Origin of the sequence: Sphingomonas sp., from assembly GCF_017304615.1 — a bacterium.
In the GTDB taxonomy this organism is placed as follows: Bacteria; Pseudomonadota; Alphaproteobacteria; order Sphingomonadales; family Sphingomonadaceae; genus Sphingomonas.
Genome location: NZ_JAFKLZ010000002.1, coordinates 326,991 through 349,967, shown reverse-complemented (window position 1 = coordinate 349,967; position 22,977 = coordinate 326,991). Strand labels below are relative to the sequence as shown.

23 protein-coding genes are annotated in these 22,977 nt (G+C 66.2%); 9 read left to right on the top strand and 14 right to left on the bottom strand.

Annotated features, from left to right (window positions below; translation table 11 throughout):
* The first annotated feature begins 36 nt into the window (after positions 1-36).
* Positions 37-699 (top strand): ligase-associated DNA damage response endonuclease PdeM, encoded by a 663-nt coding sequence (gene pdeM / locus J0J06_RS09975; RefSeq protein WP_294041527.1) that lies wholly within the window; start codon positions 37-39, stop codon positions 697-699.
* On the opposite strand, the gene msrA is transcribed toward pdeM, so the two are convergent.
* From msrA to pabB, 4 genes are all read right to left on the bottom strand, one after another.
* Entirely contained in the window at positions 700-1,356 is a 657-nt protein-coding gene (gene msrA / locus J0J06_RS09970; RefSeq protein WP_294041525.1) for a peptide-methionine (S)-S-oxide reductase MsrA, read from the bottom strand. It abuts the gene before it with no gap.
* A gap of 55 nt (positions 1,357-1,411) precedes the next feature.
* A complete protein-coding gene (locus tag J0J06_RS09965) occupies positions 1,412-1,555 on the bottom strand; it encodes a hypothetical protein (RefSeq protein ID WP_294041523.1) in 144 nt (47 codons plus the stop codon).
* 129 nt (positions 1,556-1,684) lie between these two features.
* Positions 1,685-2,884, bottom strand: coding sequence for a pyridoxal phosphate-dependent aminotransferase (locus tag J0J06_RS09960; protein ID WP_294041521.1), 1,200 nt, complete (start codon positions 2,882-2,884; stop codon positions 1,685-1,687).
* 66 nt (positions 2,885-2,950) lie between these two features.
* On the bottom strand, positions 2,951-4,729 hold the full coding sequence (gene pabB, locus J0J06_RS09955) for an aminodeoxychorismate synthase component I (RefSeq protein WP_294041519.1): 1,779 nt from the start codon (positions 4,727-4,729) through the stop codon (positions 2,951-2,953).
* A gap of 56 nt (positions 4,730-4,785) precedes the next feature.
* On the opposite strand from pabB, the gene J0J06_RS09950 reads away from it, so the two are divergent.
* Positions 4,786-5,448 carry an MBL fold metallo-hydrolase gene (locus J0J06_RS09950; RefSeq protein ID WP_294041517.1) on the top strand — a complete coding sequence of 221 codons (663 nt, stop codon included), beginning with the start codon at positions 4,786-4,788 and terminating at the stop codon, positions 5,446-5,448.
* On the opposite strand, the gene J0J06_RS09945 is transcribed toward J0J06_RS09950, so the two are convergent.
* The gene (locus J0J06_RS09945) at positions 5,445-5,891 is read right to left on the bottom strand and encodes an MAPEG family protein (protein WP_294041515.1); all 447 of its coding nucleotides are present in this window, start codon (positions 5,889-5,891) and stop codon (positions 5,445-5,447) included. The two genes, J0J06_RS09950 and J0J06_RS09945, sit on opposite strands and share 4 nt — an antisense overlap.
* 200 nt (positions 5,892-6,091) lie before the next feature.
* On the opposite strand from J0J06_RS09945, the gene rpmF reads away from it, so the two are divergent.
* The 5 genes from rpmF to J0J06_RS09920 all read left to right on the top strand — a co-directional run bounded on the left by rpmF (position 6,092) and on the right by J0J06_RS09920 (position 9,076).
* Positions 6,092-6,271, top strand: coding sequence for a 50S ribosomal protein L32 (rpmF, locus tag J0J06_RS09940; protein WP_146569211.1), 180 nt, complete (start codon positions 6,092-6,094; stop codon positions 6,269-6,271).
* A gap of 20 nt (positions 6,272-6,291) precedes the next feature.
* Entirely contained in the window at positions 6,292-7,347 is a 1,056-nt protein-coding gene (plsX, locus tag J0J06_RS09935; RefSeq protein WP_294041511.1) for a phosphate acyltransferase PlsX, read from the top strand.
* Entirely contained in the window at positions 7,344-8,309 is a 966-nt protein-coding gene (locus tag J0J06_RS09930; RefSeq protein WP_294041509.1) for a beta-ketoacyl-ACP synthase III, read from the top strand. The genes plsX and J0J06_RS09930 overlap by 4 nt, the downstream gene beginning before the upstream one ends.
* A gap of 100 nt (positions 8,310-8,409) precedes the next feature.
* Complete coding sequence (locus J0J06_RS09925) at positions 8,410-8,706, top strand: integration host factor subunit alpha (protein WP_294041507.1); 297 nt, start codon at positions 8,410-8,412, stop codon at positions 8,704-8,706.
* 10 nt (positions 8,707-8,716) lie between these two features.
* A complete protein-coding gene (locus J0J06_RS09920; protein ID WP_294041505.1) occupies positions 8,717-9,076 on the top strand; it encodes a MerR family transcriptional regulator in 360 nt (119 codons plus the stop codon).
* A gap of 93 nt (positions 9,077-9,169) precedes the next feature.
* On the opposite strand, the gene J0J06_RS09915 is transcribed toward J0J06_RS09920, so the two are convergent.
* Positions 9,170-9,835, bottom strand: a complete 666-nt coding sequence (locus tag J0J06_RS09915) for a TetR/AcrR family transcriptional regulator (protein WP_294041504.1) — start codon at positions 9,833-9,835, stop codon at positions 9,170-9,172.
* A gap of 125 nt (positions 9,836-9,960) precedes the next feature.
* Between J0J06_RS09915 and J0J06_RS09910 the strand changes: the two genes are divergently transcribed.
* Together J0J06_RS09910 and J0J06_RS09905 are read left to right on the top strand one after the other, a co-directional pair.
* Entirely contained in the window at positions 9,961-12,333 is a 2,373-nt protein-coding gene (locus tag J0J06_RS09910) for a TonB-dependent receptor (protein WP_294041502.1), read from the top strand.
* Positions 12,334-12,405: 72 nt separating this feature from the next.
* Complete coding sequence (locus J0J06_RS09905; protein WP_294041501.1) at positions 12,406-13,851, top strand: MFS transporter; 1,446 nt, start codon at positions 12,406-12,408, stop codon at positions 13,849-13,851.
* On the opposite strand, the gene J0J06_RS09900 is transcribed toward J0J06_RS09905, so the two are convergent.
* The 8 genes from J0J06_RS09900 to ftsH all read right to left on the bottom strand — a co-directional run bounded on the left by J0J06_RS09900 (position 13,848) and on the right by ftsH (position 22,936).
* Entirely contained in the window at positions 13,848-15,380 is a 1,533-nt protein-coding gene (locus J0J06_RS09900; protein ID WP_294041499.1) for a peptide chain release factor 3, read from the bottom strand. The genes J0J06_RS09905 and J0J06_RS09900 overlap by 4 nt on opposite strands.
* An 18-nt stretch (positions 15,381-15,398) precedes the next feature.
* A complete protein-coding gene (locus J0J06_RS09895; protein ID WP_294041497.1) occupies positions 15,399-16,259 on the bottom strand; it encodes an aldose 1-epimerase family protein in 861 nt (286 codons plus the stop codon).
* Between the two features lies 1 nt (position 16,260).
* Positions 16,261-18,633: a phenylalanine--tRNA ligase subunit beta gene (gene pheT, locus J0J06_RS09890; protein ID WP_294041495.1), complete on the bottom strand. Its 2,373-nt coding sequence runs from the start codon at positions 18,631-18,633 to the stop codon at positions 16,261-16,263.
* Positions 18,630-19,721 carry a phenylalanine--tRNA ligase subunit alpha gene (pheS, locus tag J0J06_RS09885; RefSeq protein ID WP_294041493.1) on the bottom strand — a complete coding sequence of 364 codons (1,092 nt, stop codon included), beginning with the start codon at positions 19,719-19,721 and terminating at the stop codon, positions 18,630-18,632. Before pheS ends, pheT begins: the two co-directional genes overlap by 4 nt.
* Positions 19,718-20,182: a GNAT family N-acetyltransferase gene (locus J0J06_RS09880; RefSeq protein WP_294041491.1), complete on the bottom strand. Its 465-nt coding sequence runs from the start codon at positions 20,180-20,182 to the stop codon at positions 19,718-19,720. The genes pheS and J0J06_RS09880 overlap by 4 nt, the downstream gene beginning before the upstream one ends.
* 76 nt (positions 20,183-20,258) lie before the next feature.
* Complete coding sequence (gene rplT, locus J0J06_RS09875) at positions 20,259-20,624, bottom strand: 50S ribosomal protein L20 (RefSeq protein ID WP_151954030.1); 366 nt, start codon at positions 20,622-20,624, stop codon at positions 20,259-20,261.
* 14 nt (positions 20,625-20,638) lie between these two features.
* Entirely contained in the window at positions 20,639-20,842 is a 204-nt protein-coding gene (gene rpmI / locus J0J06_RS09870; protein ID WP_066588206.1) for a 50S ribosomal protein L35, read from the bottom strand.
* 141 nt (positions 20,843-20,983) lie between these two features.
* Positions 20,984-22,936, bottom strand: a complete 1,953-nt coding sequence (gene ftsH / locus J0J06_RS09865) for an ATP-dependent zinc metalloprotease FtsH (protein ID WP_294041487.1) — start codon at positions 22,934-22,936, stop codon at positions 20,984-20,986.
* Between the last annotated feature and the right edge of the window lie 41 nt (positions 22,937-22,977).

The following is a 22,977-nucleotide window of genomic DNA, read 5'->3' as shown; positions in this document are numbered from 1 at the left end:
ATTGATCGCGCATCGTTAATACGGCATGGCCGCGCAATGGTTCCCTTTTCGTTCGCTGGCCACCAACTCGCTGCCCTGCCCGAGGGCGCGCTGTACTGGCCGGCGCGGCGCGCGTTGATCGTCGCCGATCTGCATTTCGAAAAGGCGAGCTGGTTCGCGAGTTTCGGCCAGATGCTGCCGCCGTACGACAGCGCGGCGACGCTGGCGGCGATCGAAGCGGCTGTCGCAGCGACCGATCCGGCGGAGGTCTGGTGTCTCGGCGACAGCTTCCACGATTCGCGCGGGTGCGACCGGCTGCCCTCCGCCGAACAGGCACGGCTGCGCGCGTTGACGGCGATGCGTCGCTGGACGTGGATTGTCGGCAATCACGATGCGGCGATCGGCAATCCGTGCGGCGGCGACGTGATCGACGAGGCGATGGTCGACGGGCTGGTGTTCCGACATGAGGCCGATCCGGCCGATCCCCGGCCCGAACTGTCGGGGCATTTCCACCCGAAGCTGCGCGTGCGGGTGCGCGGGCGGCTGGTGTCGCGGCGGTGCTTCGTTGCGACGGAAAGCAAGCTGATCCTTCCCGCCTTCGGAGCGCTGACCGGCGGACTCGACATCCACCATCCTGAAATCGTCCGTGCTGTCGGGCGTCAAGGCGAAGCGCTGGTGCCGCTCGCCGACCGACTGCTCAAGTTTCCGCTCGCGGCCTGATCATTTCGCCAGTTGCGGGAACGCCGCCCGGAAGGCCGCAACCTTCGGTTTGTCCCAGGCGACGATGTACGGATGGTTCGGGTTCTTGTCGTAGAATTGCTGGTGATATTCCTCGGCCGGGAAAAAGCGACCGCTCTCCAGCTTAGTGACGATCGGGCGCGGGAACGCCTTCGCGCGGGTCAATTGATCGATATAGGCCGCCGCGACGCCACGCTGCGCCTCGTTCTGCGGGAAGATCGCCGAGCGATAGCTGGGGCCGGCATCGGGACCCTGGCGGTTCAATTCGGTCGGGTTGTGCGCAACCGAGAAATAGACTCGCAGCAGCGTGCCGTAGCTTACCTTGCGCGGGTCGTAGGTGATCCGCACAGCTTCGGCATGGCCAGTACTTTCGGTCGATACCTGGTCATAGGTCGCAGATCCCGCGGTGCCCCCGGCATAGCCCGCGGTCACATTGGTCACGCCTTTCACTCGCTCGAACACCGCTTCCATTCCCCAGAAGCACCCGCCGGCGAACACCGCAACGCGCGGGGCGGCGGTCGGCACCACGTCACGCGCGGGGGCCGGGATGATGACGGCGCGTTCGGGCGCGCTGTTCGCGTGAGTCGCCGCCAGCGCCGCTGCCCCGGCCAGCGCGATCGTCAGGAAAGGCTTTATCATCGTGGGTCGCTCCGTCGTTCCGCCGATATAATACGGAACGACGCGCGTTAAAGTTTCAACGCGCGGACGCGACCGCCGCCGTCGGCGTGGCGGGCACGGTTTCCGCGGTCGCCGGGTGGAGCGCCAGCACGCCGAGTCCACCGACAACGAACCCGCCGAGGAAACGCCACAGCATCGCGGATTTGAGGATGGTTCTCATGTCCCTTTGTCCCTTCGTCGCGGCTGAAGTCGGCGCGTCCCCGCGGTCTTTCAACCATCAATGCATGAACATTAGGTTTCCGGGACTGAACCGATCGTGGCCGGGCCGTTCATCGGGCAGCAGGGATGTTTAACGCAGCGCGGCGCACGCCGTCTGGATACGCTCGCACGCTTCGCGCAGCAGATCGTCCGACGTTGCATAGCTGATCCGCATCGCCGGCGAGAGGCCAAACGCTTCGCCCTGCACCGCCGCGACTTTTGCATCGTCGAGCAAATAGCCGACAAAATCCTCGTCGGTCGCGATCACCCTGCCAGCCGGGGTCGACTTGCCGATCAGCGCGGAGAATTCGGGATAGACGTAGAACGCGCCTTCGGGCCGCGGGCACGTCACCCCGCTCGCCTGGTTGAGCATCGATACGACGAGGTCGCGGCGCGACTGGAACAGCGCGGCATTGTCCTTCAGGAACGCCTGATCGCCGGTCAGCGCCGCGACCGAGGCCGCTTGCGCGATCGAGCAGGGGTTGCTGGTCGATTGCGACTGCAGCTTCGACATCGCCTTGATCAGCCACACCGGACCGGCGCCGAACCCGATCCGCCAGCCGGTCATCGCATAGGCCTTCGAACAGCCATTGGCGGTCAGCGTGCGGTCGTAGAGCGACGGGCAGACCTGCGCGATCGACCGGAAGGCGAAATCGTCGAACACGATATGCTCGTACATGTCGTCGGCATAGATCCAGACGTGCGGGTGCCGTTCCAGCACTTCGCCCAGCGCCTTCAGTTCGGCCTCGCTATAGGCGGCGCCCGTGGGGTTGGACGGTGAATTGAGGATCAGCCACTTGGTCCGGGGCGTGATCGCCGCTTCGAGCTGTTCGGGCTTGAGCTTGTAGTTCTGGTCGGCGCCCGCGGGGGCGAATACCGGCGTGCCGCCCGCGAACTGGACGACATCGGGATAGGTCACCCAATAGGGCGCGGGGATCACCACTTCGTCGCCCGGATCGAGCGTCGCGACCATCGCGTTGAACAGCGTGTGCTTGCCGCCCGAATTCACGCTGATCTGGTCGATGCCGTAATCGAGCTGGTTGTCGCGCTTGAACTTGAGCTGGATCGCCGCCTTCAGCTCGGGCGTGCCGTCGACGTTGGTGTATTTGGTCTGGCCGTCGCGGATCGCCTTGATCCCCGCTTCCTTGATGAAATCGGGCGTGTCGAAATCGGGCTCGCCAGCGCCCAGCCCGATCACGTCGACCCCGGCGCGCTTCAGCTCCAGCACGCGGCTGGTGATCGCCAGCGTCGGCGACGGCTTGATGCGGTTGAGCGCGGCGGAAGGTTGCATGAACGTTACCCCTATGACGGGCGCGCTATAGCGACGTCGCGCGCGCTCGCAACCGCAACAAAACTTTCAGGCCAGAGAAGCCGGGATCAGCCCGCGCAGCGCATTGCCGATCAGGAACCCGTTGGCGAGATCGTCGTACGTCAGCGTCGCCTCGACCGCGCGGCCGCTGTCGATCAACTCGCCGCGCAACACACCGGGCAGCAGGCCGAGCGCGAGGGGCGGGGTGAGGAGCAGGCGGTCGCGTTCGACGAACAGGTTGGTGAAGCTGCCCTCGGTCAATTGTCCGTCGCGCTCGAACAATATTTCGAACGCCGATCCCCGTGCTTGGTCGTAGAAGGCCCGGTCGCTGGTCTTGTGGCGCAGGCGGAAATCGGTGCGGTCGGCGGGCATCGGCACGATCGCGACGGCGACCGGACCGGGCGGCGCGAGAGGCGGCGGCGCTACCTCGATTGCCAGCGCGCCCGATTGCGCCAGCATCAGCCGGATGCGTTTCGGCTCGCGTAACCGGAAGGTCGCGGCGTGAAGCTCGTTGCGCGCCGCATGACGGTCGAAGACGAAGCCGAGCGCTTCCGCGCTTTGCGTCATCCGCGCCAGGTGCCGTTCCAGCAGCTTGATCCCAGCTACCGGATCGAACGCCATCGTCTCGATCAGGTCGACGGTGCGCGCGCCGGCGGTCACGAAATCCATCTTGGCCAGCGCCTCATCCCATTCCCCGCTCGCTTGCGAATCGGCGACGATCCCACCGCCGACGCCAAGCGTCGCATGGCTGTCATCGCCTGAAATCGCCAGCGTTCGGATCGCGACGTTGAACATCGCCCCGCCGTCCGCGTCGAACCGCCCGATCGCCCCAGTATAGGCCCCGCGCGGCGCGCTCTCCACCTCGATCTCCGCCAAGGCCTCGATCGCGCGAATCTTGGGCGCCCCGGTGATCGAACCGCAGGGGAACAAAGCCCCGAACACGTCGATCCCGTCGTGATCGGGCGATAGCGTCGCGGTGACGGTCGAGGTCATCGTGTGGATCGTCGGATAGGTCTCGACCGCGAACAGCTCGGGCACGGCGACGCTGGCCGGGGCGGCGACGCGCGACAAATCGTTCCGGAGCAGGTCGACGATCATCAGGTTTTCCGCGCGCTGCTTGGCGTCGGCGCCAAGGTCGGCGGCGAGCTTGCGATCCTCGTCCGGAGTCGCCCCCCGCCGCGCAGTCCCTTTCATCGGCTTGGCGGTCAGCGTCTCGCCGTCGAGCGCGAAGAATAGTTCGGGCGACAGCGACAGCAGCCAGCCGTTTCCGGTCGACACCACCGCACCGTATCCGGCCTGCGCGCTCGCCCGGAGCCTGGCGTAGATCGCCAGCGGGTCGCCGGCCACGGGCACGCGGGCGCGATAGCTGAGATTGGCCTGATAGATGTCGCCCGCCTCGATCAGCGCGCGCACCCGGTCGAAGCGGTCGGCATAGGCGGCGCGGTCGATGTCGGGCCGTGGCGTTCCCGCCCAGCCGGATGCCGGGTCGGGCAACAGCGCGGGCACATCGCCCGGCGCAATCTCGTCAAAACCTTCGAACAGCCCGAACCATAGCAGCGGTCCGTCCCCTGCGGGCAGCGCACCCAACGCCGCCTCGAACGCCGCCGCTGCTTCATAGGCGACGAATCCTGCCGCATGCAGCCCGCAATCCCGCGCCGCGCGCATCTTGTCGAGCGCGGGCGTCACGTCAGCCAGCGTGCGCGCCTCGACCACGCCGATCGGGGCCTGATACAGCCGCGCCGAGGCGGCACCCGCGGCACGGGCATCGTCGAGCAGCACGAAGGGGCGGTCGCGGCGGATCACTGCCCGGCTGATGCAACCGGTCATGCCCCCGGGGCAAGCCCAAGCTTGCCGCGTCCGGCCGGGCGGCTTACCTCGCCACCATGACCGATCCCGCCCAGCCGCTCCGCGCGGCGATCATCCCCGTCACCCCGCTGCAGCAGAATTGCACGCTTCTATGGTGCACGAAGACGATGCGTGGCGCCTTCGTCGATCCGGGCGGCGACTTGCCGATGCTGAAATCGGCGATGGAGAAATACGGGGTCGAGGTCGAAAAGATCCTGATCACCCACGGCCATTTCGATCATGCCGCCGGCGCGGCGCAACTCGCCGAGGAGCTGGGCGTCCCGATCGAGGGGCCGCACCCGGACGACAATTGGCTGATCGAGAAGCTCGGCGAGGACGGGGTGAAATATGGCGTGCCAGGCCGCTCGTTCGTCCCTGATCGCTGGCTCGATCAGGGCGACGAGGTGATGGTGGGGGAGGTGCGCTTCGCGGTCCACCACACGCCCGGCCACACGCCGGGGCACCTAGTGTTCCATAATGCCGAATCGAAGCTGGCGATCGTCGGCGACGTGCTGTTCCAGGGGTCGATCGGCCGCACCGATTTCCCGCGTGGCGACCACCAGCAGCTGATCAACTCGATCGTCACGCGGCTGTGGCCGATGGGCGACGACACCGTCTTCCTGCCCGGCCATGGCCAGCCGAGCACCTTCGCGCAGGAACGCGCGACCAATCCCTTCGTCGCCGATTCGGTGCTTGCCTAGCCCTTGGCGGGCGGGGCGGCGATGATGACCGGGCCGGTCGTGGGCTGGGGCGTCGCGCTCTGATAGCTGATTACCAGCGCCCAGCCCGACAGCGCGAGCAGTACGACAAGCGTCGTGATCGCGCCGATTCGGCGGAGGATGCGCGGGGCAGTCGGGTCCATGCCGATCCCGTGGCTCAGCCGTGCCAGCGTAAACGCCACCCCCAGCGCCCATAGCCATATGCTCGGCCCACGCGCCAACTCGATCAGCCCGATCAGGATCAGCACGAACGGCGCATATTCGACGAAATTGGTGTGCGCCCGCGTCCGCGCGACGACCGGTTCTTGTCCGCCATCGCCCAGCCACACATTGGCCTTCGACCGCACCTGCGTGACACGTACCGCGAGCCAAATGTTGATCAGCCCCGCCGCGGCGGCGATCGTGAGCGTTACCGGCAATATCATGGACAGGCTCCCCCTTGTTGTCGCAGAGGACCGTGCCACCACCTGCTTCGGGTTGCAACGGCGCGTCAAATCGCTATAGGCGCACGCTTCGCGATCAAGCCGCCGAATTGCGCCGCGCGCCGACCTGTCGGTTGCGCGGTTCGTGTTCCGGGCCTAATCGTCCTTATAAATTCGATTTTGTTTAGAAGGTTGTCGCCGCAATGGCCGTTCCAAAACGCAAAACTTCGCCCTCGCGTCGTGGCATGCGCCGCGCGCACGATTCGCTGTCCGTCGAAGCATTCCAGGAATGTCCGAACTGCGGCGAGCTGAAGCGTCCCCACAATCTGTGCGGGTCGTGCGGGCACTATAACGGCCGCGAGATCGTTTCGGTCGAAGGCTGACCCCTAAAGAGGAATAGAGCGTGACCACCGGCTCCTGGATCGCCGTCGACGCAATGGGCGGTGACGAGGGGTTGGCGGTGATGCTGGCGGGCGTCGCGGAAGCGCGGCGTCGCTATGACGGCACGCATTTCTTCCTGGTCGGTGACGAGAAAGCGATCGCCGAGGGGCTGAAGGCGCACCCGAACCTAACGGCCAATTCCGAAATCGTTCACGCCCCTGACGTGATTCGGGGCGACGAAAAGCCTAGCGCCGCTTTGCGCCGCGCCAAGACGACGTCGATGGGCGTCGCGATCGATCTGGTGAAACAGGGCCGCGCCGCCGCCGCGGTCTCATCCGGCAATACCGGCGCGCTTATGGCGATGGCCAAGCTGTCGCTGCGCACGATGAAGGGGATCGATCGCCCGGCGCTGGCTGGGCTGATGCCGAGTCTGGGCGAACACGATACGGTGGTGCTCGATCTCGGCGCCAATACCGAATGCGATGCGCGCAACCTCGAGGAATTCGCGATCATGGGCGCGGCCTATGCGCGGACCATGCTCGACCTGAAATCGCCCAAGGTCGCACTGCTGAATATCGGCACCGAGGACATGAAGGGTACCGAGGAAATCCGCGAGGCCGCCGCCGCCTTGCGTGCCGCGACTCACCTGCCGCTGACCTTCGAAGGCTTTATCGAAGGCGACAAATTGTCGCGTGGCGATGTCGACGTGATAGTGTGCGACGGTTTTTCCGGCAACGTCGCGCTCAAGACCGCCGAGGGGACAGCGCGGTTCGTCGCCGATTTGCTCCGGATCGCGTTCTCGAGTTCAGTGCGCTCGAAGATCGGTTTCCTGATCTCGCGCCCGGCGACCGCATTGCTGCGCGACCGGCTCGATCCCAACCACCATAACGGCGCGGTGTTCCTGGGCCTCAACGGGCTCGTCGTGAAGAGCCATGGCGGCGCGAACGAGACTGGCGTCGCCAATGCGATTGCGGTGGCGGCCAAGAGCGTGCGCGATAATCTCGCAACCAGGATCGCCGAAGACCTTCAGCATTTCGCCGCTCGCGCCGCCGTCGAAACCACGGAGGCCGCGGCATGAGGCGCGCCGTGCTGATCGGCACCGGATCGGCGCTGCCCGCGCGGCGCGTGTCGAACGCCGAACTGGCCGAAACCGTCGACACCTCGGACGAGTGGATCGTCGAGCGTACCGGTATCCGCTTCCGTCACATCGCCGGTCCCGACGAAACGACCGGCACGCTCGGCGCCGACGCGGCCAAGGCGGCGCTGGCGGCGGCGGGCAAGCGCGCTGACGAGATCGACCTCATCGTTCTCGCGACGGCAACGCCCGACCAGACCTTTCCGGCGACGGCGACCAAGGTCCAGGCGATGCTGGGGATCGATGATTGCGTCGCGTTCGACGTGGCGGCGGTGTGTTCGGGCTTCCTCTACGCGGTGCAGGTCGCTGACAGCATGATTCGCGGCGGCGTCGCAAACCGCGCGCTGGTGATCGGAGCGGAGACGTTCAGCCGCATCCTCGACTGGGAGGATCGCGGGACGTGCGTGCTGTTCGGCGATGGTGCCGGCGCTGTGGTGCTCGAGGGGCAGGAGGTGGCCGACGACGGCCCCGGCATCCTGACCACCAAGCTCCACGCCGACGGGCGGCACAACGAACTGCTCTATGTCGACGGCGGCCCTTCGACGACCGGCACCGTCGGGAAAGTCCGCATGAAGGGTCGCGAGGTGTTCCGTCACGCGGTCGTCAATCTGGCGAGCGTGATGGACGAATCGCTCTCTGCGATCGGGCTGTCCGCCGCCGATGTGGATTGGGTCGTCCCGCACCAGGCCAATGCCCGCATTTTAGACGCGACCGCGCGCAAGCTCGGACTGCCGGCAGAAAAGGTCGTCGTCACCGTCGATCAGCATGCCAATACATCGGCCGCCTCGGTCCCCCTTGCGCTCGACCTCGCGACTCGCGACGGTCGCATCAAACCGGGACAGATCGTGGTCTTGGAGGCGATGGGTGGGGGGTTCACCTGGGGCGCTGCGGTGGTACGGACCTAATGGTCGGCGTCACGTGCGGGTAACGGTAGCGTAACTATCGCTTTTCTTCCCCGTGCTCATTGTGTTACGTCGGTTTTCTAGCACCTGGGGAGGGGCGTAGATGAGTGTGGGTACGTTGACGCGAGCTGATCTGGCCGATGCGCTGCAGCGCGAGGTCGGGCTGTCACGCGCCGACTCGGCCAAGCTGGTCGAGGAAATTCTGGAATTCATGTGTGACGCGCTGGCAAAGGGCGAGAACGTGAAGATTTCCGGCTTCGGAACCTTCGTTCTGCGCGACAAGGGTCAACGGATCGGGCGCAACCCCAAGACCGGGGTCGAAGTGCCGATCGCACCGCGCCGCGTGCTGACGTTCCGGGCCAGCCAGATGATGCGCGATCGCATCGTCGGCGCGGGCTAGCAGGCTGGCGATGGCCGGTCCCGAAAAGGCGGCTGGCGCGTTTCGCACGATCGGCGAGGTGTCGCGCGACACCGGTTTGCCGCAACACATCCTGCGCTACTGGGAAACGCGGTTCCCACAATTGCGCCCGCTGCAGCGCGCCGGCAATCGGCGCTACTATAGGCCGGAGGATGTCGCGCTGGTGCGGCGTCTCGACTCGCTGCTCAATCAACAGGGCTATACCGTGCGCGGCGTGCAGCAACTGCTCGCCGGCGAAGCGAAAGGTGCGCCCGCGCCGACCGCACCTGTGCCGGTCGCCGGCGCGCCCGTCGATGCCGCGAGTCTGACGTCGATCCGCGATCTGCTGGTCAAGGCGTTGGGCAACGCCTGATTCCGCCTTTGCGAGCGAAGCGAAGCAATCCAGACGGATCGCGTGGCGCTAGATTGCTTCGCTGCGTTCGCAACGATGGAAGATTGAACGGTCTTATTTAGGCGCGAGCCCGGCGCGCAGCATGTCCGCGACCGTGTCGGCCACCGCATCCGGCGTGCGATCCTCGTCCCACACGCCGTAACGCAACCCCAGGAACACGTTCATCCCCATGATCGCCCAGGCGTGCACGGCGGAAACGTCGGCGCGGATTTCGCCGCGTGCGGCGGCCGCCTTCAGGCGCTGCTCGATGCGCTCGGCAGTGGTGGAGTAATGCGCGTGGAAGCTTTCCGGGTCGACGAACTCGGCTTCGTCGATGATGCGGTAGATTTCCTTGTGGCCGCGCACGAATTCCAGGAAGCTGAGCAGCCCGGCGCGCTCGGCGGCGATCTGGTCGGGCGCCGCACGCAGCATCGGGGCGACGTGATCGCGCACTTGATCGGACATGTCGCGGACCAAAGCGCGGAAGATCGCGTCCTTCGAATCGAAATAGGTGTAGAAGGTGCCGAGCGCGACGCCGGCGCGGCGCGTGATCCCGCTGATCGATCCTTCGTGGAAACCCTTGTCGCCAAACTCGGCGGCGGCGGCGTCGAGCAGCGCGCGTAGCGTCCGGCGGCCGCGATCGGTGCGCGGCGCCTTCCCCGCGCTTGCGGTCGCGTCGAGCGCGCCCTGATCGCCGCTTCGCTCCGTCACGGGCGTTGCCGTTTCGCCACGCTTCCGCATTTATCGTCTCTCCCCAACATCCCGAAGTTGAAACCCGGTTCAGGTTTCAGTATACGCGGGATGTACAAGCGTTCAACCGGGTGCCGCCCGGCAGGAACGATATATGGATTTGGGAGGGAGATGACATGATCGGCACTCGCATGCGCAATGTTTGCACGGCACTCTATGGCGGAGCCGCCGCCGTCGCATTGTTCGCGACGCCTGCGCACGCGCAGGACGCGCCCGCTCCGGCCGCGCCCGAGGCGCAGGACGACAGCGGTACTGGCGACATCGTCGTTACGGCACGCCGCCGCTCGGAAACCCTGCTTAACGTTCCGATCGCCGTCACCGCGCTGAGCGGCGACAAGCTCGACAAAATCGGCGCGATCGACTTGACCGACCTGCAGACTGTCACGCCCAACACCACGATCAAGGATGCGCGCGGCACCAACTCGACGCTTGCCGCCTTTATCCGCGGTGTGGGCCAGCAGGATCCCGTGCCGGGGTTCGAAGCGGGCATCGGCATCTATCTCGACGACGTCTATCTCAACCGTCCCCAGGCCGCGGTGCTCGACATCTATGACGTCGAGCGGATCGAAGTGCTGCGCGGGCCGCAGGGCACGCTCTATGGCCGCAACACGATCGGCGGGGCGATCAAATATGTGACCAAGCGGCTGCCCGACGATTTTTCGGCCTCGGTGCGCGGCACGTACGGTTCGTACAATCAGGCCGACGGCATCGTCAGCCTGTCCGCGCCGATCGGCGATCTGGTGCGCATCGGCGTGTCGGGCGCGCGGCTGACGCGTGACGGGTTCGGCAAGAACCGCTTCCTTGGCATCGACAATTACAACAAGAACGTCTGGGCGGGCCGCGGCACGATCGAGTTCGAAAGCCCCGATGGCGGACTGTTCGTCCGCGTGACCGGCGATTATACTCACGACAAGTCCAATCCGCGCAACGGCCACCGCCTCTTCGCCGGTTTGCTCAACGGGTCGCCGGTGCTGTCGAACGAGTTCGACACCAATGCCGGCCTCACCTTCCCGAAGCAGGACATCCAGGCCGGCGGGTTGTCGATGGCGGCTACCGCGAAGCTCGGCGGCGGCTTCACGCTGCGGAGCATCAGCGCGTGGCGCAAGGATCGCAGCTTTACGCCGATCGACTTTGACGCGACGCCGCAGACCGACGTCGACGTGCCCGCAGTCTATCGCAACGAGCAGACCAGCCAGGAATTCCAGCTGCTCTATTCGAGTCCGAAGCTGAACGGCCTGGTCGGCTATTACTACCTGGGTGCCAAGGCATCGACGGCGTTCGATGTGCTGATCTACCAGCAGGGCGCGCTGCTTGGGCTGCCGACCCTCAACGCCTACACCTCGGGCGACGTGCGGACCGAGACCTCTTCGGTGTTCGCCGACTTCACCTATGACTTCACCCCGCAGTTCAGCCTGTCGGTCGGTGGGCGCTACACCTGGGATCAGCGCCAGTCCTATATCTACAAGGCCAACAAGCTGGGCGTGTCGCCCGAATTCGGCGGCACGGGCGTCGTGATCGGCGCGCCCGCCACCAATTTCCGCGGCACCGCCAACTTCAAACGCTTCACGCCGCGCGTCAGCCTGGCGTTCAAGCCGAACGACAACCACATGCTGTACGCTTCCTATTCGGAAGGCTTCAAGGGCGGGGGGTTCGACCCGCGCGGGTCGGGCACATCCGCGCCGATCAGCAATCCGGCGGCCGGCCGCACCTATCAGGACATCTACAACTTCCTGTCGTTCAAGCCCGAAGTCGTGAAAAGCTATGAAATCGGCTGGAAGGGTTCGGCGTTCGACAAGCGGTTGACCTGGGCCATCGACGGCTTCCACGCCAACTATTCGAACGTCCAGATTCCCGGATCGGTCGCGTGCACGGTCAACGGTCTCGCCAGCTTCTGCGGCATCACGACCAACGCCGCGAAGGCGGAGATCAACGGCGTCGAACTGGAAACGACCGCCGTTCTCGCCAAGGGTTTCGCCGGACCGGGTTCGAACGTCACCTTCGCCGGCACGCTTGGCTATATCGACCCCAAATATAAGAGCTATATCGGTCCGACCGGCGCCGAGGTGTCGCAATACCGGCAGTTCCAGAACACGCCGAAATGGACGATGTCGGGCACGCTCGGCACGATCGTGCCGGTGGGTTCTGGCTCGATCAACGCATCGACCACGGTATCCTATCGCAGCCTGACGCATCAGTTCGAAGTGGCGAGCCCGTTCCTCGACCAGCCGGGTTATACGCTGTGGGACGCGAACCTGACCTACACCTTCGGGTCGAAGGGCCAGTATTCGTTCGGAGTCCACGCCAAGAACATCACCGACAAGCGTTACAAGACGGCGGGTTACCAGTATCTCGCGGCCAATGCGGCGACGGGGGCGATCATCTACACCCCGACCGGCGGCGTCACCCCGACGCTGGGCCGCGAGGGCGTGGCGACTGTGTTCTACGGCAACCCGCGCCAGGTGTTCGGAACCTTCTCGCTCAAATTCTGATAGCGCGTTAAGGGGGAATGGAGCCGGGTGCACAGCGGTGCGCCCGGCTCTGTTTTTGCAGGGGAGAGGCGAATGACCACGCGGACCGAACGGCCGGGCTATCCGGGGATCGTGCTGGCGATGCTGCTGGTCGTGTACACCTTCAATTTCCTCGACCGCCAGATCCTCGGCATCCTCGCGAAGCCGATCCAGGCGAGCCTCAATCTCGACGATGCGCAGTTCGGCGCGATCGGCGGGACCGCCTTTGCCATCCTCTATTCGGTGCTCGGCGTGCCGCTGGCGCTGGCGGCGGACCGCTGGGGCAAGACGCGCGTGATCGCGGGATCGCTGGTGGTGTGGAGCGGGTTCACCGCCTTGTGCGGCACCGCGGTCGGCTTCTGGCAGCTATTCCTCTATCGCCTCGGCGTCGGGACGGGCGAAGCGGGCGGCGCGGCGCCGTCCTACGCGCTGATCGCCGACTATTTCCCGGTCGAACGGCGCGCCAAGGCGCTCGCAATCTATTCGATGGGTATCCCGATCGGGCTGGGCCTCGGCGTCCTGCTCGGCGCGTATATCGCGCAGAACGTGAACTGGCAGACCGCCTTCATCGTAATGGGCGTCGCCGGCATCATCGTCGCGCCGCTGTTCCTGCTGGTGGTCCGTGACCGCTACCCGCCGATCGTCGCGGTGAAGGGTGCGCCGTCGCCGCTGTCGGTGATGCCCATCGTGATGCGCAAGCCGGCGTATTGGCTGTTGTCGGTCGGCGCGGGGTGCAGCTCGATGGCGGGATACGGCCTGGCGCTCTGGGCGCCCAAGATCATCGCCGTGCAGTTCGGCTGGACCGCGCATGACCAATTGATCAAGGTCGGCCAGTTCATGGGAGCGTTGCTGCTGATCGGCGGGTCGGTCGGCATCTTCCTGGGCGGGGTCGTGTCGGATCGGTTAGGGAAGATCGATCGCGCCTGGTATTGCCGCGTGCCCGCGATCGCGTGGCTGATCACGGCGCCGATGTTCATCCTCGGCTTCAACACGTCCCAGCCGGTACTTGCCTGGGTTATTCTGTTGATACCGAACGCGCTCAATACGCTGTGGCTGGGGCCGATCATCACCGCCACCCAGCACCTCGGCCCGTCGCGGATGCGCGCGGGCACGTCGGGGACGTTCCTGCTGATCAACAATCTGTTGGGGCTCGGGCTCGGCCCATGGCTGATGGGCGCGCTGTCGGTATCGCTGAAGGCGAAATATGGCGACCAGTCGCTCGCGGTCGGCGCGATGATCGGCGTGTGCCTCTATCTCGTCGCTGCGGTGCTGGCGTTCCTGGCGATCAAGCCGCTCAAGCGCGGCTGGATCGAGGAAGGCGATGACGTGCCGACCCCGCCGCCGTCGCAGATCACGGGCTCGATCCTGCTGATGGCGGCGCTGGTGGTGTGGATCGTGGCGCTGGTTCTGTTCCCGATCTGGCCGGTGAGGATCGTCGCCGGGCTGTTGACCATCGCCGGGCTGGTGATGCTGGTACGCCCGGGACGGGCGGTCGCCTAGCGTTCCCTGGTCGCCGCGAACCGCACCTTGGGATAGCGGTCGGCGACATAGCCGACGTCCCACGCCGTCTTCGCCATATAGACCGGGTTGCCGTCGCGGTCCTTGGCCATCGCCGACCGGTTGAGGTCGGCGAAGTTCTTGAGGTCGGCGGGATCGTCGGCGGAAATCCAGCGCGCGGTCTCGAACGGCGCCATTTCCAGCCCGGCGGCGACCTTGTACTCCGCCTCCAGCCGGCTGATCAGCACTTCGAGCTGGAGCTGCCCGACCACGCCGATGATCCAGTTCGATCCGATCTCCGGATAGAAGACCTGCGTCACGCCTTCCTCGGCCATGTCGTCGAGCGCCTTGCGGAGCTGCTTGGTCTTGGTCGGGTCCTTCAGCGCGACGCGGCGCAGGATTTCGGGCGCGAAATTGGGCAGGCCGGTGAAGCGGACGTCGGCCCGTTCGCTCAGCGTATCGCCGACCCGCAGCGTGCCGTGGTTGGGAATGCCGATAATGTCGCCGGGAAACGCCTCGTCGGCGACTTCGCGGTTCTGCGCGAAGAACAGGATCGGCGAATGCACGGCGATCGGCTTGCCGTGCCCGGTCGGTGTCAGCTTCATGCCGCGCTTGAACGTGCCCGAACACAGCCGCATGAACGCGATACGGTCGCGATGCTGCGGGTCCATGTTGGCCTGCACCTTGAAGATGAAGCCGGTGACTTCGGGATTGTCGGGCGCGACCGGCGCGGGCTCGGCCGGCTGTGGGCGCGGCGGCGGGGCATAGGCGGCGAGCGCGGCGATCAGCTCGGCCACCCCGAAATCCTTGAGCGCGGAACCGAAATAGACCGGAGTCAGGTCGCCGTTGCGATAGGCTTCCGCGTCGAACGCGGCATAGCCGCCCTGCGCCAGCTCGATCTCCTCGGCGATTGCGTCGGGCAGGGTCGGGTCGCCATCAACCTTGCCCTGGAACGTGCGGCTGTCGCCCTCGGGCCGCGCGACCGTATTGTCGGCCAGGTTCAGCACGCCCTCGAACTGCCCGCCCATCCCGACCGGCCATGACATCGGGCATACGTCGAGCGCCAGCATATCGGCGATCTCGTCGAGCAATTCGAACGGGTCGCGGCCCTCGCGATCGACCTTGTTGACGAACGTGATGATCGGCACCGACCGCAACCGGCACACTTCGAACAGCTTGCGCGTCTGCGCTTCGATCCCGCGCGCGGCGTCGATCACCATCACCGCCGAATCGACCGCGGTCAGCGTGCGATAGGTGTCCTCGCTGAAATCCTCGTGCCCCGGCGTGTCGAGCAGGTTGAAGGTGATGCCGTCGCGCTCGAACGTCATCACCGATGAGGTGACGGAAATCCCGCGCTGCTGCTCGATTTTCATCCAGTCCGACCGCGCGCGGCGGTTCTGGCCGCGAGCCTTCACTTCACCGGCCAAGTGGATCGCGCCGCCGAAATACAGCAGCTTCTCGGTCAGCGTGGTCTTGCCGGCGTCGGGGTGGGAAATGATCGCGAACGTGCGGCGATCCGAAATCTGGGTCATCGCGCGGCCCTTAGCGGGTCAGGCGAGCAACGTCACCTGCATCGAACAGGTCCACTCGTCGCCGGGTGCGATCTCGATCACGCCCGGCTTGTCGCGGAAATCGCCGGTGAAGCCCGCCGGATCGGCATGGCCATGCCACGGCTCGATGCAGACGAAGCGCGCGCCGGGCTTGGTCCACACGCCCAGGTCGGGCGTATCGGGGAAATCGACCCGCAATTGCGGGCCGTCCGCCGCGCCATAAGTGACCGACTGCGAGGCGACCGGCGACCAGATCAGCGCGTCGTCGGCGAACAGGTCGTCCGCCAGCGCCAGCGCGCGCCCCGCCAGCGGCGACGGCCGCGTTGCGGCGAACAGCCCGTCCTGCAGTTCGATGACGCGGCCCTCTTCTTCGCGATCGAACACGATGCGATGCGCCCCGCGCGGCTGGCCATAGGGCAGCGGCCAGGCGAACGCAGGGTGAAAGCCGATGCTGAACGGCAGCGGATCCTGGCCGGGGTTGGAAACGCGGACGACCCAGGACAGGCTCGTTTCCTCGATCGCGTAGAGGATCGCGAGATCGAACGCGAAGGGGTAGCTGGCGCGCGTGGCTTCATCGTCGCGCAACCGCAGCGTCACCGCGTCCGCCCCGGCCCCGACCACATCCCACGTCATCCGGCGCGCGAAGCCGTGCTGTTTCATCGGATAGTCGCGCCCGCCGATCCGCAGCACGTCGCCGTTCAGCCGGCCCACGATCGGGAACAGAATCGGCGCGTGGCCGGTCCAGAACGCTGGATCGGCGTCGGTCATCAACTCGCGGCCTTGGGCGTCGCGCAGGCTGATCAGTTCCGCGCCTAGCGGGTTGATCGTGGCGGACAGGCCGGGGCCGACAAGTTCGATCATGTCAGCCCCGCAAACTCGCTCCCAGCTTTTCCGCCGCCGCGACGACCTTCGCCGCGATGCTTTTCAGGTCGTCGTCGGTGAAGCTTTTGTCGGCCGGTTGCAGCGTGACTTCGATCGCCATCGACTTGACGCCGTCGCGTTCGAACAGGTCGAAAACGCGCGCGGCAACGATCGTCATCTTGTCGGCGCCCCTGACCGCGCGCACCAGCGCGTCCGCCGTCAGGCCTGAGGGCACGGTGAAGGCGAAGTCGCGCTTGACCGCCTGCAGCGCGGGCGGCGTGTAGGCCGGGCGCATGAAACCCGTAGCGCCGCGCTTGGCCGGGATCGCGTCGAGATACAGCTCGACCGCGGCGACCGGACCATCGAGGTCGAACGCCCTGGCGGTGAGCGGATGGACCATGCCGAACGCGGCCAGCACCGTCTTCGGCCCAAGCCGCAGCGTGCCCGACTGGCCGGGATGCCAGGTGTCGCCGGCCTCCCCCATCACCTGCAGATTGTCGACGGGCGCGCCCGCCGCGGCGAGCAGCGCCAGCGCTTCGGCCTTGGCGTCGAACGCGTCGTACGGCGCGGCCTTGCCCGCCGCCCAACCGCGCGCGCGCTTGTCACCCGCCAGCACCACGCCCAGCGTCGGGCGCTCGGCATCGGCGAGGTAGCGGCGGCCGAGCTCGAACAGCCGGATGCCGGTCGCGCCGCGATTGGCGTTGCGCGCCGCCGCCGACAACAGCCCGGGCAGCAGCGAGGGGCGCATGACCTTGAGGTCCTCGCTGATGGGGTTCGCGAGGCTCCACGCCCCACCGCCGAACGCGTCGGCTTCGGTCTGGCTGACGAAACTCCACGTCACCGCTTCGTCGAGCCCGCGCGCGGCGGCGGCGCGGCGGACCTTGCGCTCCAGCTTCTGCTCGGGCGTCGCGGTCGGGCGGGCGACGCCGGGCATGCGTGGCAGCGGGGTCGAGGGCACGTTGTCGATACCCTCGATGCGGATCACTTCCTCGACCAGGTCGGCGGGGCCATCGACGTCGCGGCGCCACGTCGGCACGGTGACGGCCCAGTCGTCGGCGACGGTGAAACCGAGGCGTTCGAGGATGTCCTTCTGCCGATCGGGCGCGACCATCAGCCCGCCGAGCGTCTCGGCGCGCTGCGGATCGTACTGAACGGTGCGCGGCGCGACCGGCGGCCGGCCCGCGCGCGTCACCGCGCTCGCCGTCCCGCCGCACAGTGCCAGCACCATACGCGTCGCGATCTCCAGCCCCTCGTCGAGGAACGCCGGATCCACGCCCCGCTCGAACCGCTGGCGTGCGTCGCTGGTCAGCATCAGCTTCTGGCCGGTGCGCGCGATATGATCGGGATCGAAATAGGCGCATTCGATCAGCACGTCGGTGGTGCCGTCCGACACGCCCGAATGCTCGCCGCCCATGATACCGCCGATGTCGTGCACGCTCGCGTCGTCGGCGATCACCGTCATGCTCTCGTCGAGCGCATAGGTCTTGCCGTTGAGCGCCAGCACCTGTTCGCCGGCCTTCGCCTTGCGCGCGACCAGCGCCCCGCTGAGCTTGGCGCGGTCGTAGACGTGCAAGGGCCGGCCGAGGCCGATCATGATGAAATTGGTGATGTCGACCAGCGCCGAAATCGGCTTTTGCCCGATCGCGAGCAGCTGGCGCTGCAGCCAATCAGGAGACGCACCATTTGTAACGCCCGTTACAATTTGAGCGTAGAACGCCGGGCAGCCGGCGGTGTCGCCGGTGCGCACATCCGGGCCGGCACCCTGCGCGTCGATCGCTGGCAGATAGGCGAGGATATCCGCCAGCGGCTTCAACGTCCCGAGTCCCGCCGCCGCCAGATCGCGCGCGATCCCGCGCACGCCCATGCAATCCTGGCGATTGGGCGTGATGCTGACGTCGATCACCGGATCGTTGAGCTGGCGATAATCGGCGAAGCTCGTCCCGACCGGGGCATCCGCGGGCAGTTCGATGATGCCGTCATGGTCGTCGCCGAGTTCGAGTTCGCGCGTCGAGCACATCATGCCGTTCGATTCGACGCCGCGGATCGCGGAGACCTTCAGCTCCATGCCGTTGGCGGGCACCGTGGCGCCGGGCAGGCCGAGCACGCCGACCAGCCCGGCGCGCGCATTGGGCGCACCGCACACGACCTGGAGCGGCTTGCCGTCGCCGGTATCGACGGTCAGCACTTGCAGCTTGTCGGCCTGCGGATGGCGTTCGGCGGTCAGCACCTTGGCGACGCGGAACCCCTCCAGCCGCTCACCCGGATTCTCGACGCCCTCGACCTCCAGCCCGACGCGGGTCAGCGCCTCGACGATCTCGTCGAGCGAGGCGTCGGTGATCAGGTGGACCTTGAGCCACGAAAGGGTGAACTTCATGCGCCGACTCCTCCGCTGAGCGTGGGGACGTCGAGGCCGGAGAAACCGTAATGCTTCAGCCAGCGCACGTCGCCGTCGAAGAAGGCGCGTAGATCGTCCATCCCGTATTTGAGCATCGCGAGCCGGTCGATCCCGCAGCCGAACGCGAAACCCTGCCACTCATTCGGGTCGTAGCCGCCAGCTTCGATCACGGTGCGGTGGACCATGCCCGAGCCGAGCACTTCCATCCAGCCGCCGCCGTTGCCGCCGCCGGACCCGCCGATGACGCGCTTGCCGTTCACGATCTGATAGCCGACGTCGACCTCCGCCGACGGCTCGGTGAAGGGGAAGTAACTCGGACGCAGCCGCAGCACGATATCGTCGCGCTCGAAGAACGCTTTCAGGAACGTTTCGAGCGTCCATTTGAGGTGGCCGAGCGTGATGCCCTTGTCGATCACCAGCCCCTCGACCTGATGGAACATCGGCGTGTGCGTCGCGTCGCTGTCGGAACGATAGGTGCGGCCGGGCGCGATGATCCGCACCGGCTGGTTGCCGCCCGCCGCCTGCATCGCGCGGATTTGGACCGGCGAGGTGTGCGTGCGCAGCACCATCGGCTGCTCATGCTCGCCCGCGAGGTAGAAAGTATCGTGCATCGCCCGCGCCGGATGCGTCTCGGGGATGTTGAGCGCGGTGAAATTGTACCAGTCGTTCTCGATCTCCGGCCCGGTCGCGACCGCGAAGCCCAGGTCGGCGAAGATTTCCGCCAGTTCGTCCATCACCTGGCTGACCGGATGGATCGTGCCGGTCGGCGGGATGTCGGCGGGCAGCGTCATGTCGAGGGTCTCGCTCGCGAGTCTCGCGTCGAGCGCGGCGCGTTCCAGCCCGGCCTTGCGGCTGGTCAGCGCATCGCTCACCGCTTCGCGCAGACCCTGGATGCGCGGCCCCTCGACCTGGCGCTGTTCGGGCGACATCCCGCCCAGCGTCTTGAGCAACGCCGTGACGCTACCCGACTTGCCGAGCGCGGACACGCGGATGTCCTCAAGCTGCGCGAGATCGGCGTCGGCGATGCGGCCGATCAAGTCCGCCTGCATCTGATCCAAATCGCTCACTTGCCCCACTCCAACACCCATTGATCCACGATGCCATCCTCCGGATGGTCGAATTGACCGATGCACGTAAAACCATTGCGCCGGAGCAGTGCCGGCGATGCTCCACTGTCGGGCAAGGTCTCCGCGGTCAAGCCGGAGGCGCCGCTTGCACGGGCGACCTCTATGAGCGCAGCCACTGCGGCGGAGGCGTGGCCCCGCCTCTCACGCGACGGCGCGACGCCGTAGCCGATGTCCCAGCGCCCCTGCGGATCGCGTTCCTTGACGCTGATCATCCCCACGCCCTCGCCGTCTACCACCATCATCCACGCCGCCTCGCCGCCGACCTCCGCCGCGACGCCACGCAGCAGCTCCGTGATCTCGGGCGGCGTGATGCCACCTTCGGGCAGGCGAGGCGCGTCGGCCGGCGCAGGCTCACCGAGCAGCCAGGCGAAATGCGCGTCGGTCATGGGTAACAGGTGCATGCTCAAACCTTCCACAACGAAAAGGGCGCCGGTGTTGCCACCGACGCCCCATGTTCTTCGCTCGCTACAGGTCGCTTCAGGCGGCCTGGGGCAGCGCCGCCTTCGCCTGCGCGATGATGGCGGTAAAGGCTTCGCCCTCGTGCATCGCGATGTCCGCGAGCACCTTCCGGTCGAGTTCGATACCGGCGAGCTTCAGCCCGTGCATGAACTGCGAGTACGTCAGGCCTTCGGCCCGGACACCGGCGTTGATGCGCTGGATCCACAGACCCCGGAAGGTCCGCTTCTTCACCTTGCGGTCGCGATAGGCGTATTGCCCGGCCTTCTCGACGGCCTGGCGAGCGACGCGGATCGTGTTCTTGCGACGACCGCGATAGCCCTTGGCCTGTTCGAGGATGTTCTTGTGCTTGGCGCGGGTGGTTACACCCCGTTTGACGCGTGCCATGTCTCTCTAGCTCCTCAGTTCAGGCCGTACGGTGCCCACGCCTTCACCGTCTTGGTGTCGGCGTCCGACAGGACGGTCGTCCCGCGGTTCTGGCGGATATACTTGCCGTTGTGGCTGATGAGCCGGTGGCGCTTGCCGGCGACGCCGTGCTTCAGCTTACCGGTGGCGGTGAGCTTGAAGCGCTTCTTGACGCCGCTCTTCGTCTTGAGCTTGGGCATTTTGGTCCTTTCGTTTGGCGATACGCAAGCATGCCGCGGCAGCCCTTGATGGCCGGGCAAACTTCATCCGCATCGCTCGGAAGTGGGCGCGCATAACGGCGCGGGCCGCGAAATGCAACCCGCGCCGGTCAGCGCAACGTATTATGCTCCGGCGGGGGCCGGGTTGCCGAACGGACCGTTGGGGCGCTTGGTCTTTGGGATCGACGTACCCGCGGCGGGGACGATCGTCGCCGATGCGCCGGGATCCGGGCGGCCAATATCGCCGTCGTCGAGCAGCTTCTTGATCTCGTCGCCCGACAGTGTCTCGTACTGGAGCAGCGCGCCGGCCAGCAGATGCAGCTGGTCGAGATGCTCGCTGAGCACGTCGCGCGCACGCGCCAGCCCGCCTTCGACGATCCGCTTGATCTCATCATCGATCAGTTGCGCGGTCTGGTTCGACATGCGGACCGGGCGGCTGGACGAATAGCCCAGGAACGATTCGCCCTCCGGCTCGGCATATTCGATCGGGCCCACCGCGTCGGACATGCCCCAGCGCGTGACCATGTCGCGCGCGAGGCTGGTCGCCATCTGGATGTCGCCCGATGCGCCAGAGGAGACCTTGTCGTAGCCGAAGATGACTTCCTCGGCGACGCGGCCGCCCATCGCGACCGCGAGGTTCGCGTACATCTTGTCGCGGTGATAGCTGTAGGAATCACGTTCGGGCAGGCGCATGACCATGCCCAGCGCACGGCCGCGCGGGATGATCGTCGCCTTGTGGATCGGGTCGGATGCCGGCTCGTGGACGCTGACGATCGCGTGACCGGCCTCGTGATAGGCGGTCATGCGCTTTTCGTCGTCGGTCATCACCATGGAACGCCGCTCGGCGCCCATCATGACCTTGTCCTTGGCTTCCTCGAACTCGGCCATGGCGACCAGGCGCTTGCCCTTGCGCGCCGCCATCAATGCGGCTTCGTTGACCAGATTGGCGAGGTCCGCGCCCGAGAAACCCGGCGTGCCACGCGCCATCACGCGTGCATCGACGTCTGGCGCCAGTGGCACCTTCTTCATATGGACCTGCAGGATCTTGATGCGGCCTTCGATGTCGGGGCGCGGCACCACGACCTGGCGATCGAAGCGGCCCGGGCGCAGCAGCGCGGGGTCGAGCACGTCCGGGCGGTTGGTCGCGGCGATGATGATGATGCCTTCGTTGGCGTCGAACCCGTCCATCTCGACCAGCAGCTGATTGAGCGTCTGCTCGCGCTCGTCATTGCCGTTGCCAAGGCCCGCGCCACGATGACGGCCTACCGCGTCGATCTCGTCGATGAAGACGATACACGGCGCCGATTTCTTGGCCTGTTCGAACATGTCGCGGACGCGGGACGCGCCGACGCCGACGAACATCTCGACGAAGTCCGAACCCGATATGGTGAAGAACGGCACGCCTGCTTCCCCCGCGATCGCGCGGGCGAGCAGGGTTTTACCGGTACCGGGCGAGCCGACCAGCAAAGCGCCCTTGGGAATCTTGCCGCCCAGGCGGGCGAACTTGTTCGGGTCCTTCAGGAATTCGACGATTTCCTGCAATTCCTCACGCGCTTCGTCGATGCCGGCGACGTCGTCGAACGTCACGCGGCCCGATTTCTCGGTCAGCATCTTCGCGCGGCTCTTGCCGAAACCCATCGCGCCCGAGCCGGACGACTTCTGCATCTGGCGCAGCACGAAGAAGGCGATCGCCAGCATCAGCACGAACGGCAGCGACTGAACCAGCAGATACTGCCACAGCGACGCCTGCTCCTCCGGCTTCGCGACGACGTCGACATTGGCGGCGGTCAGTGACGGCATCAGCTGGGGGTCGGGAACCGCCGGCAGGTTGGAGCGGAAGGTCGAATTGTCCTTCATCGTGCCGGTGACGACGGTGCCGGCGATCTCGACCTTGGTGACGCCGCCCTGCTTCACCTGGTTGAGGAACGAGGAATAGGACAGCGTCTTGCCCGGTGCGCCGGCGTTGCGCTCGCCGATCAACGACACGACCAAAGCGAGCGCGACCAGGATACCGACCCAGATCACCAGGTTCTTCATCCAATTGTTGCCGCCGTCGGACTGCTTGTCGTCGTTCATGTTCGTGGCTTACCTTTTTCGTCGCCCCTTAAAATAGGCGA

Coding starts and splice junctions, on each gene's coding strand:
- pdeM (WP_294041527.1), top strand. CDS start 37: ATGGTTCCCTTTTCGTTCGCTGGCCACCAACTCGCTGCCCTGCCCGAG.
- msrA (WP_294041525.1), bottom strand. CDS start 1,356: ATGATAAAGCCTTTCCTGACGATCGCGCTGGCCGGGGCAGCGGCGCTG.
- J0J06_RS09965 (WP_294041523.1), bottom strand. CDS start 1,555: ATGAGAACCATCCTCAAATCCGCGATGCTGTGGCGTTTCCTCGGCGGG.
- J0J06_RS09960 (WP_294041521.1), bottom strand. CDS start 2,884: ATGCAACCTTCCGCCGCGCTCAACCGCATCAAGCCGTCGCCGACGCTG.
- pabB (WP_294041519.1), bottom strand. CDS start 4,729: ATGACCGGTTGCATCAGCCGGGCAGTGATCCGCCGCGACCGCCCCTTC.
- J0J06_RS09950 (WP_294041517.1), top strand. CDS start 4,786: ATGACCGATCCCGCCCAGCCGCTCCGCGCGGCGATCATCCCCGTCACC.
- J0J06_RS09945 (WP_294041515.1), bottom strand. CDS start 5,891: ATGATATTGCCGGTAACGCTCACGATCGCCGCCGCGGCGGGGCTGATC.
- rpmF (WP_146569211.1), top strand. CDS start 6,092: ATGGCCGTTCCAAAACGCAAAACTTCGCCCTCGCGTCGTGGCATGCGC.
- J0J06_RS09930 (WP_294041509.1), top strand. CDS start 7,344: ATGAGGCGCGCCGTGCTGATCGGCACCGGATCGGCGCTGCCCGCGCGG.
- J0J06_RS09925 (WP_294041507.1), top strand. CDS start 8,410: ATGAGTGTGGGTACGTTGACGCGAGCTGATCTGGCCGATGCGCTGCAG.
- J0J06_RS09920 (WP_294041505.1), top strand. CDS start 8,717: ATGGCCGGTCCCGAAAAGGCGGCTGGCGCGTTTCGCACGATCGGCGAG.
- J0J06_RS09915 (WP_294041504.1), bottom strand. CDS start 9,835: ATGCGGAAGCGTGGCGAAACGGCAACGCCCGTGACGGAGCGAAGCGGC.
- J0J06_RS09910 (WP_294041502.1), top strand. CDS start 9,961: ATGATCGGCACTCGCATGCGCAATGTTTGCACGGCACTCTATGGCGGA.
- J0J06_RS09905 (WP_294041501.1), top strand. CDS start 12,406: ATGACCACGCGGACCGAACGGCCGGGCTATCCGGGGATCGTGCTGGCG.
- J0J06_RS09900 (WP_294041499.1), bottom strand. CDS start 15,380: ATGACCCAGATTTCGGATCGCCGCACGTTCGCGATCATTTCCCACCCC.
- J0J06_RS09895 (WP_294041497.1), bottom strand. CDS start 16,259: ATGATCGAACTTGTCGGCCCCGGCCTGTCCGCCACGATCAACCCGCTA.
- pheT (WP_294041495.1), bottom strand. CDS start 18,633: ATGAAGTTCACCCTTTCGTGGCTCAAGGTCCACCTGATCACCGACGCC.
- J0J06_RS09880 (WP_294041491.1), bottom strand. CDS start 20,182: ATGCACCTGTTACCCATGACCGACGCGCATTTCGCCTGGCTGCTCGGT.
- rplT (WP_151954030.1), bottom strand. CDS start 20,624: ATGGCACGCGTCAAACGGGGTGTAACCACCCGCGCCAAGCACAAGAAC.
- rpmI (WP_066588206.1), bottom strand. CDS start 20,842: ATGCCCAAGCTCAAGACGAAGAGCGGCGTCAAGAAGCGCTTCAAGCTC.
- ftsH (WP_294041487.1), bottom strand. CDS start 22,936: ATGAACGACGACAAGCAGTCCGACGGCGGCAACAATTGGATGAAGAAC.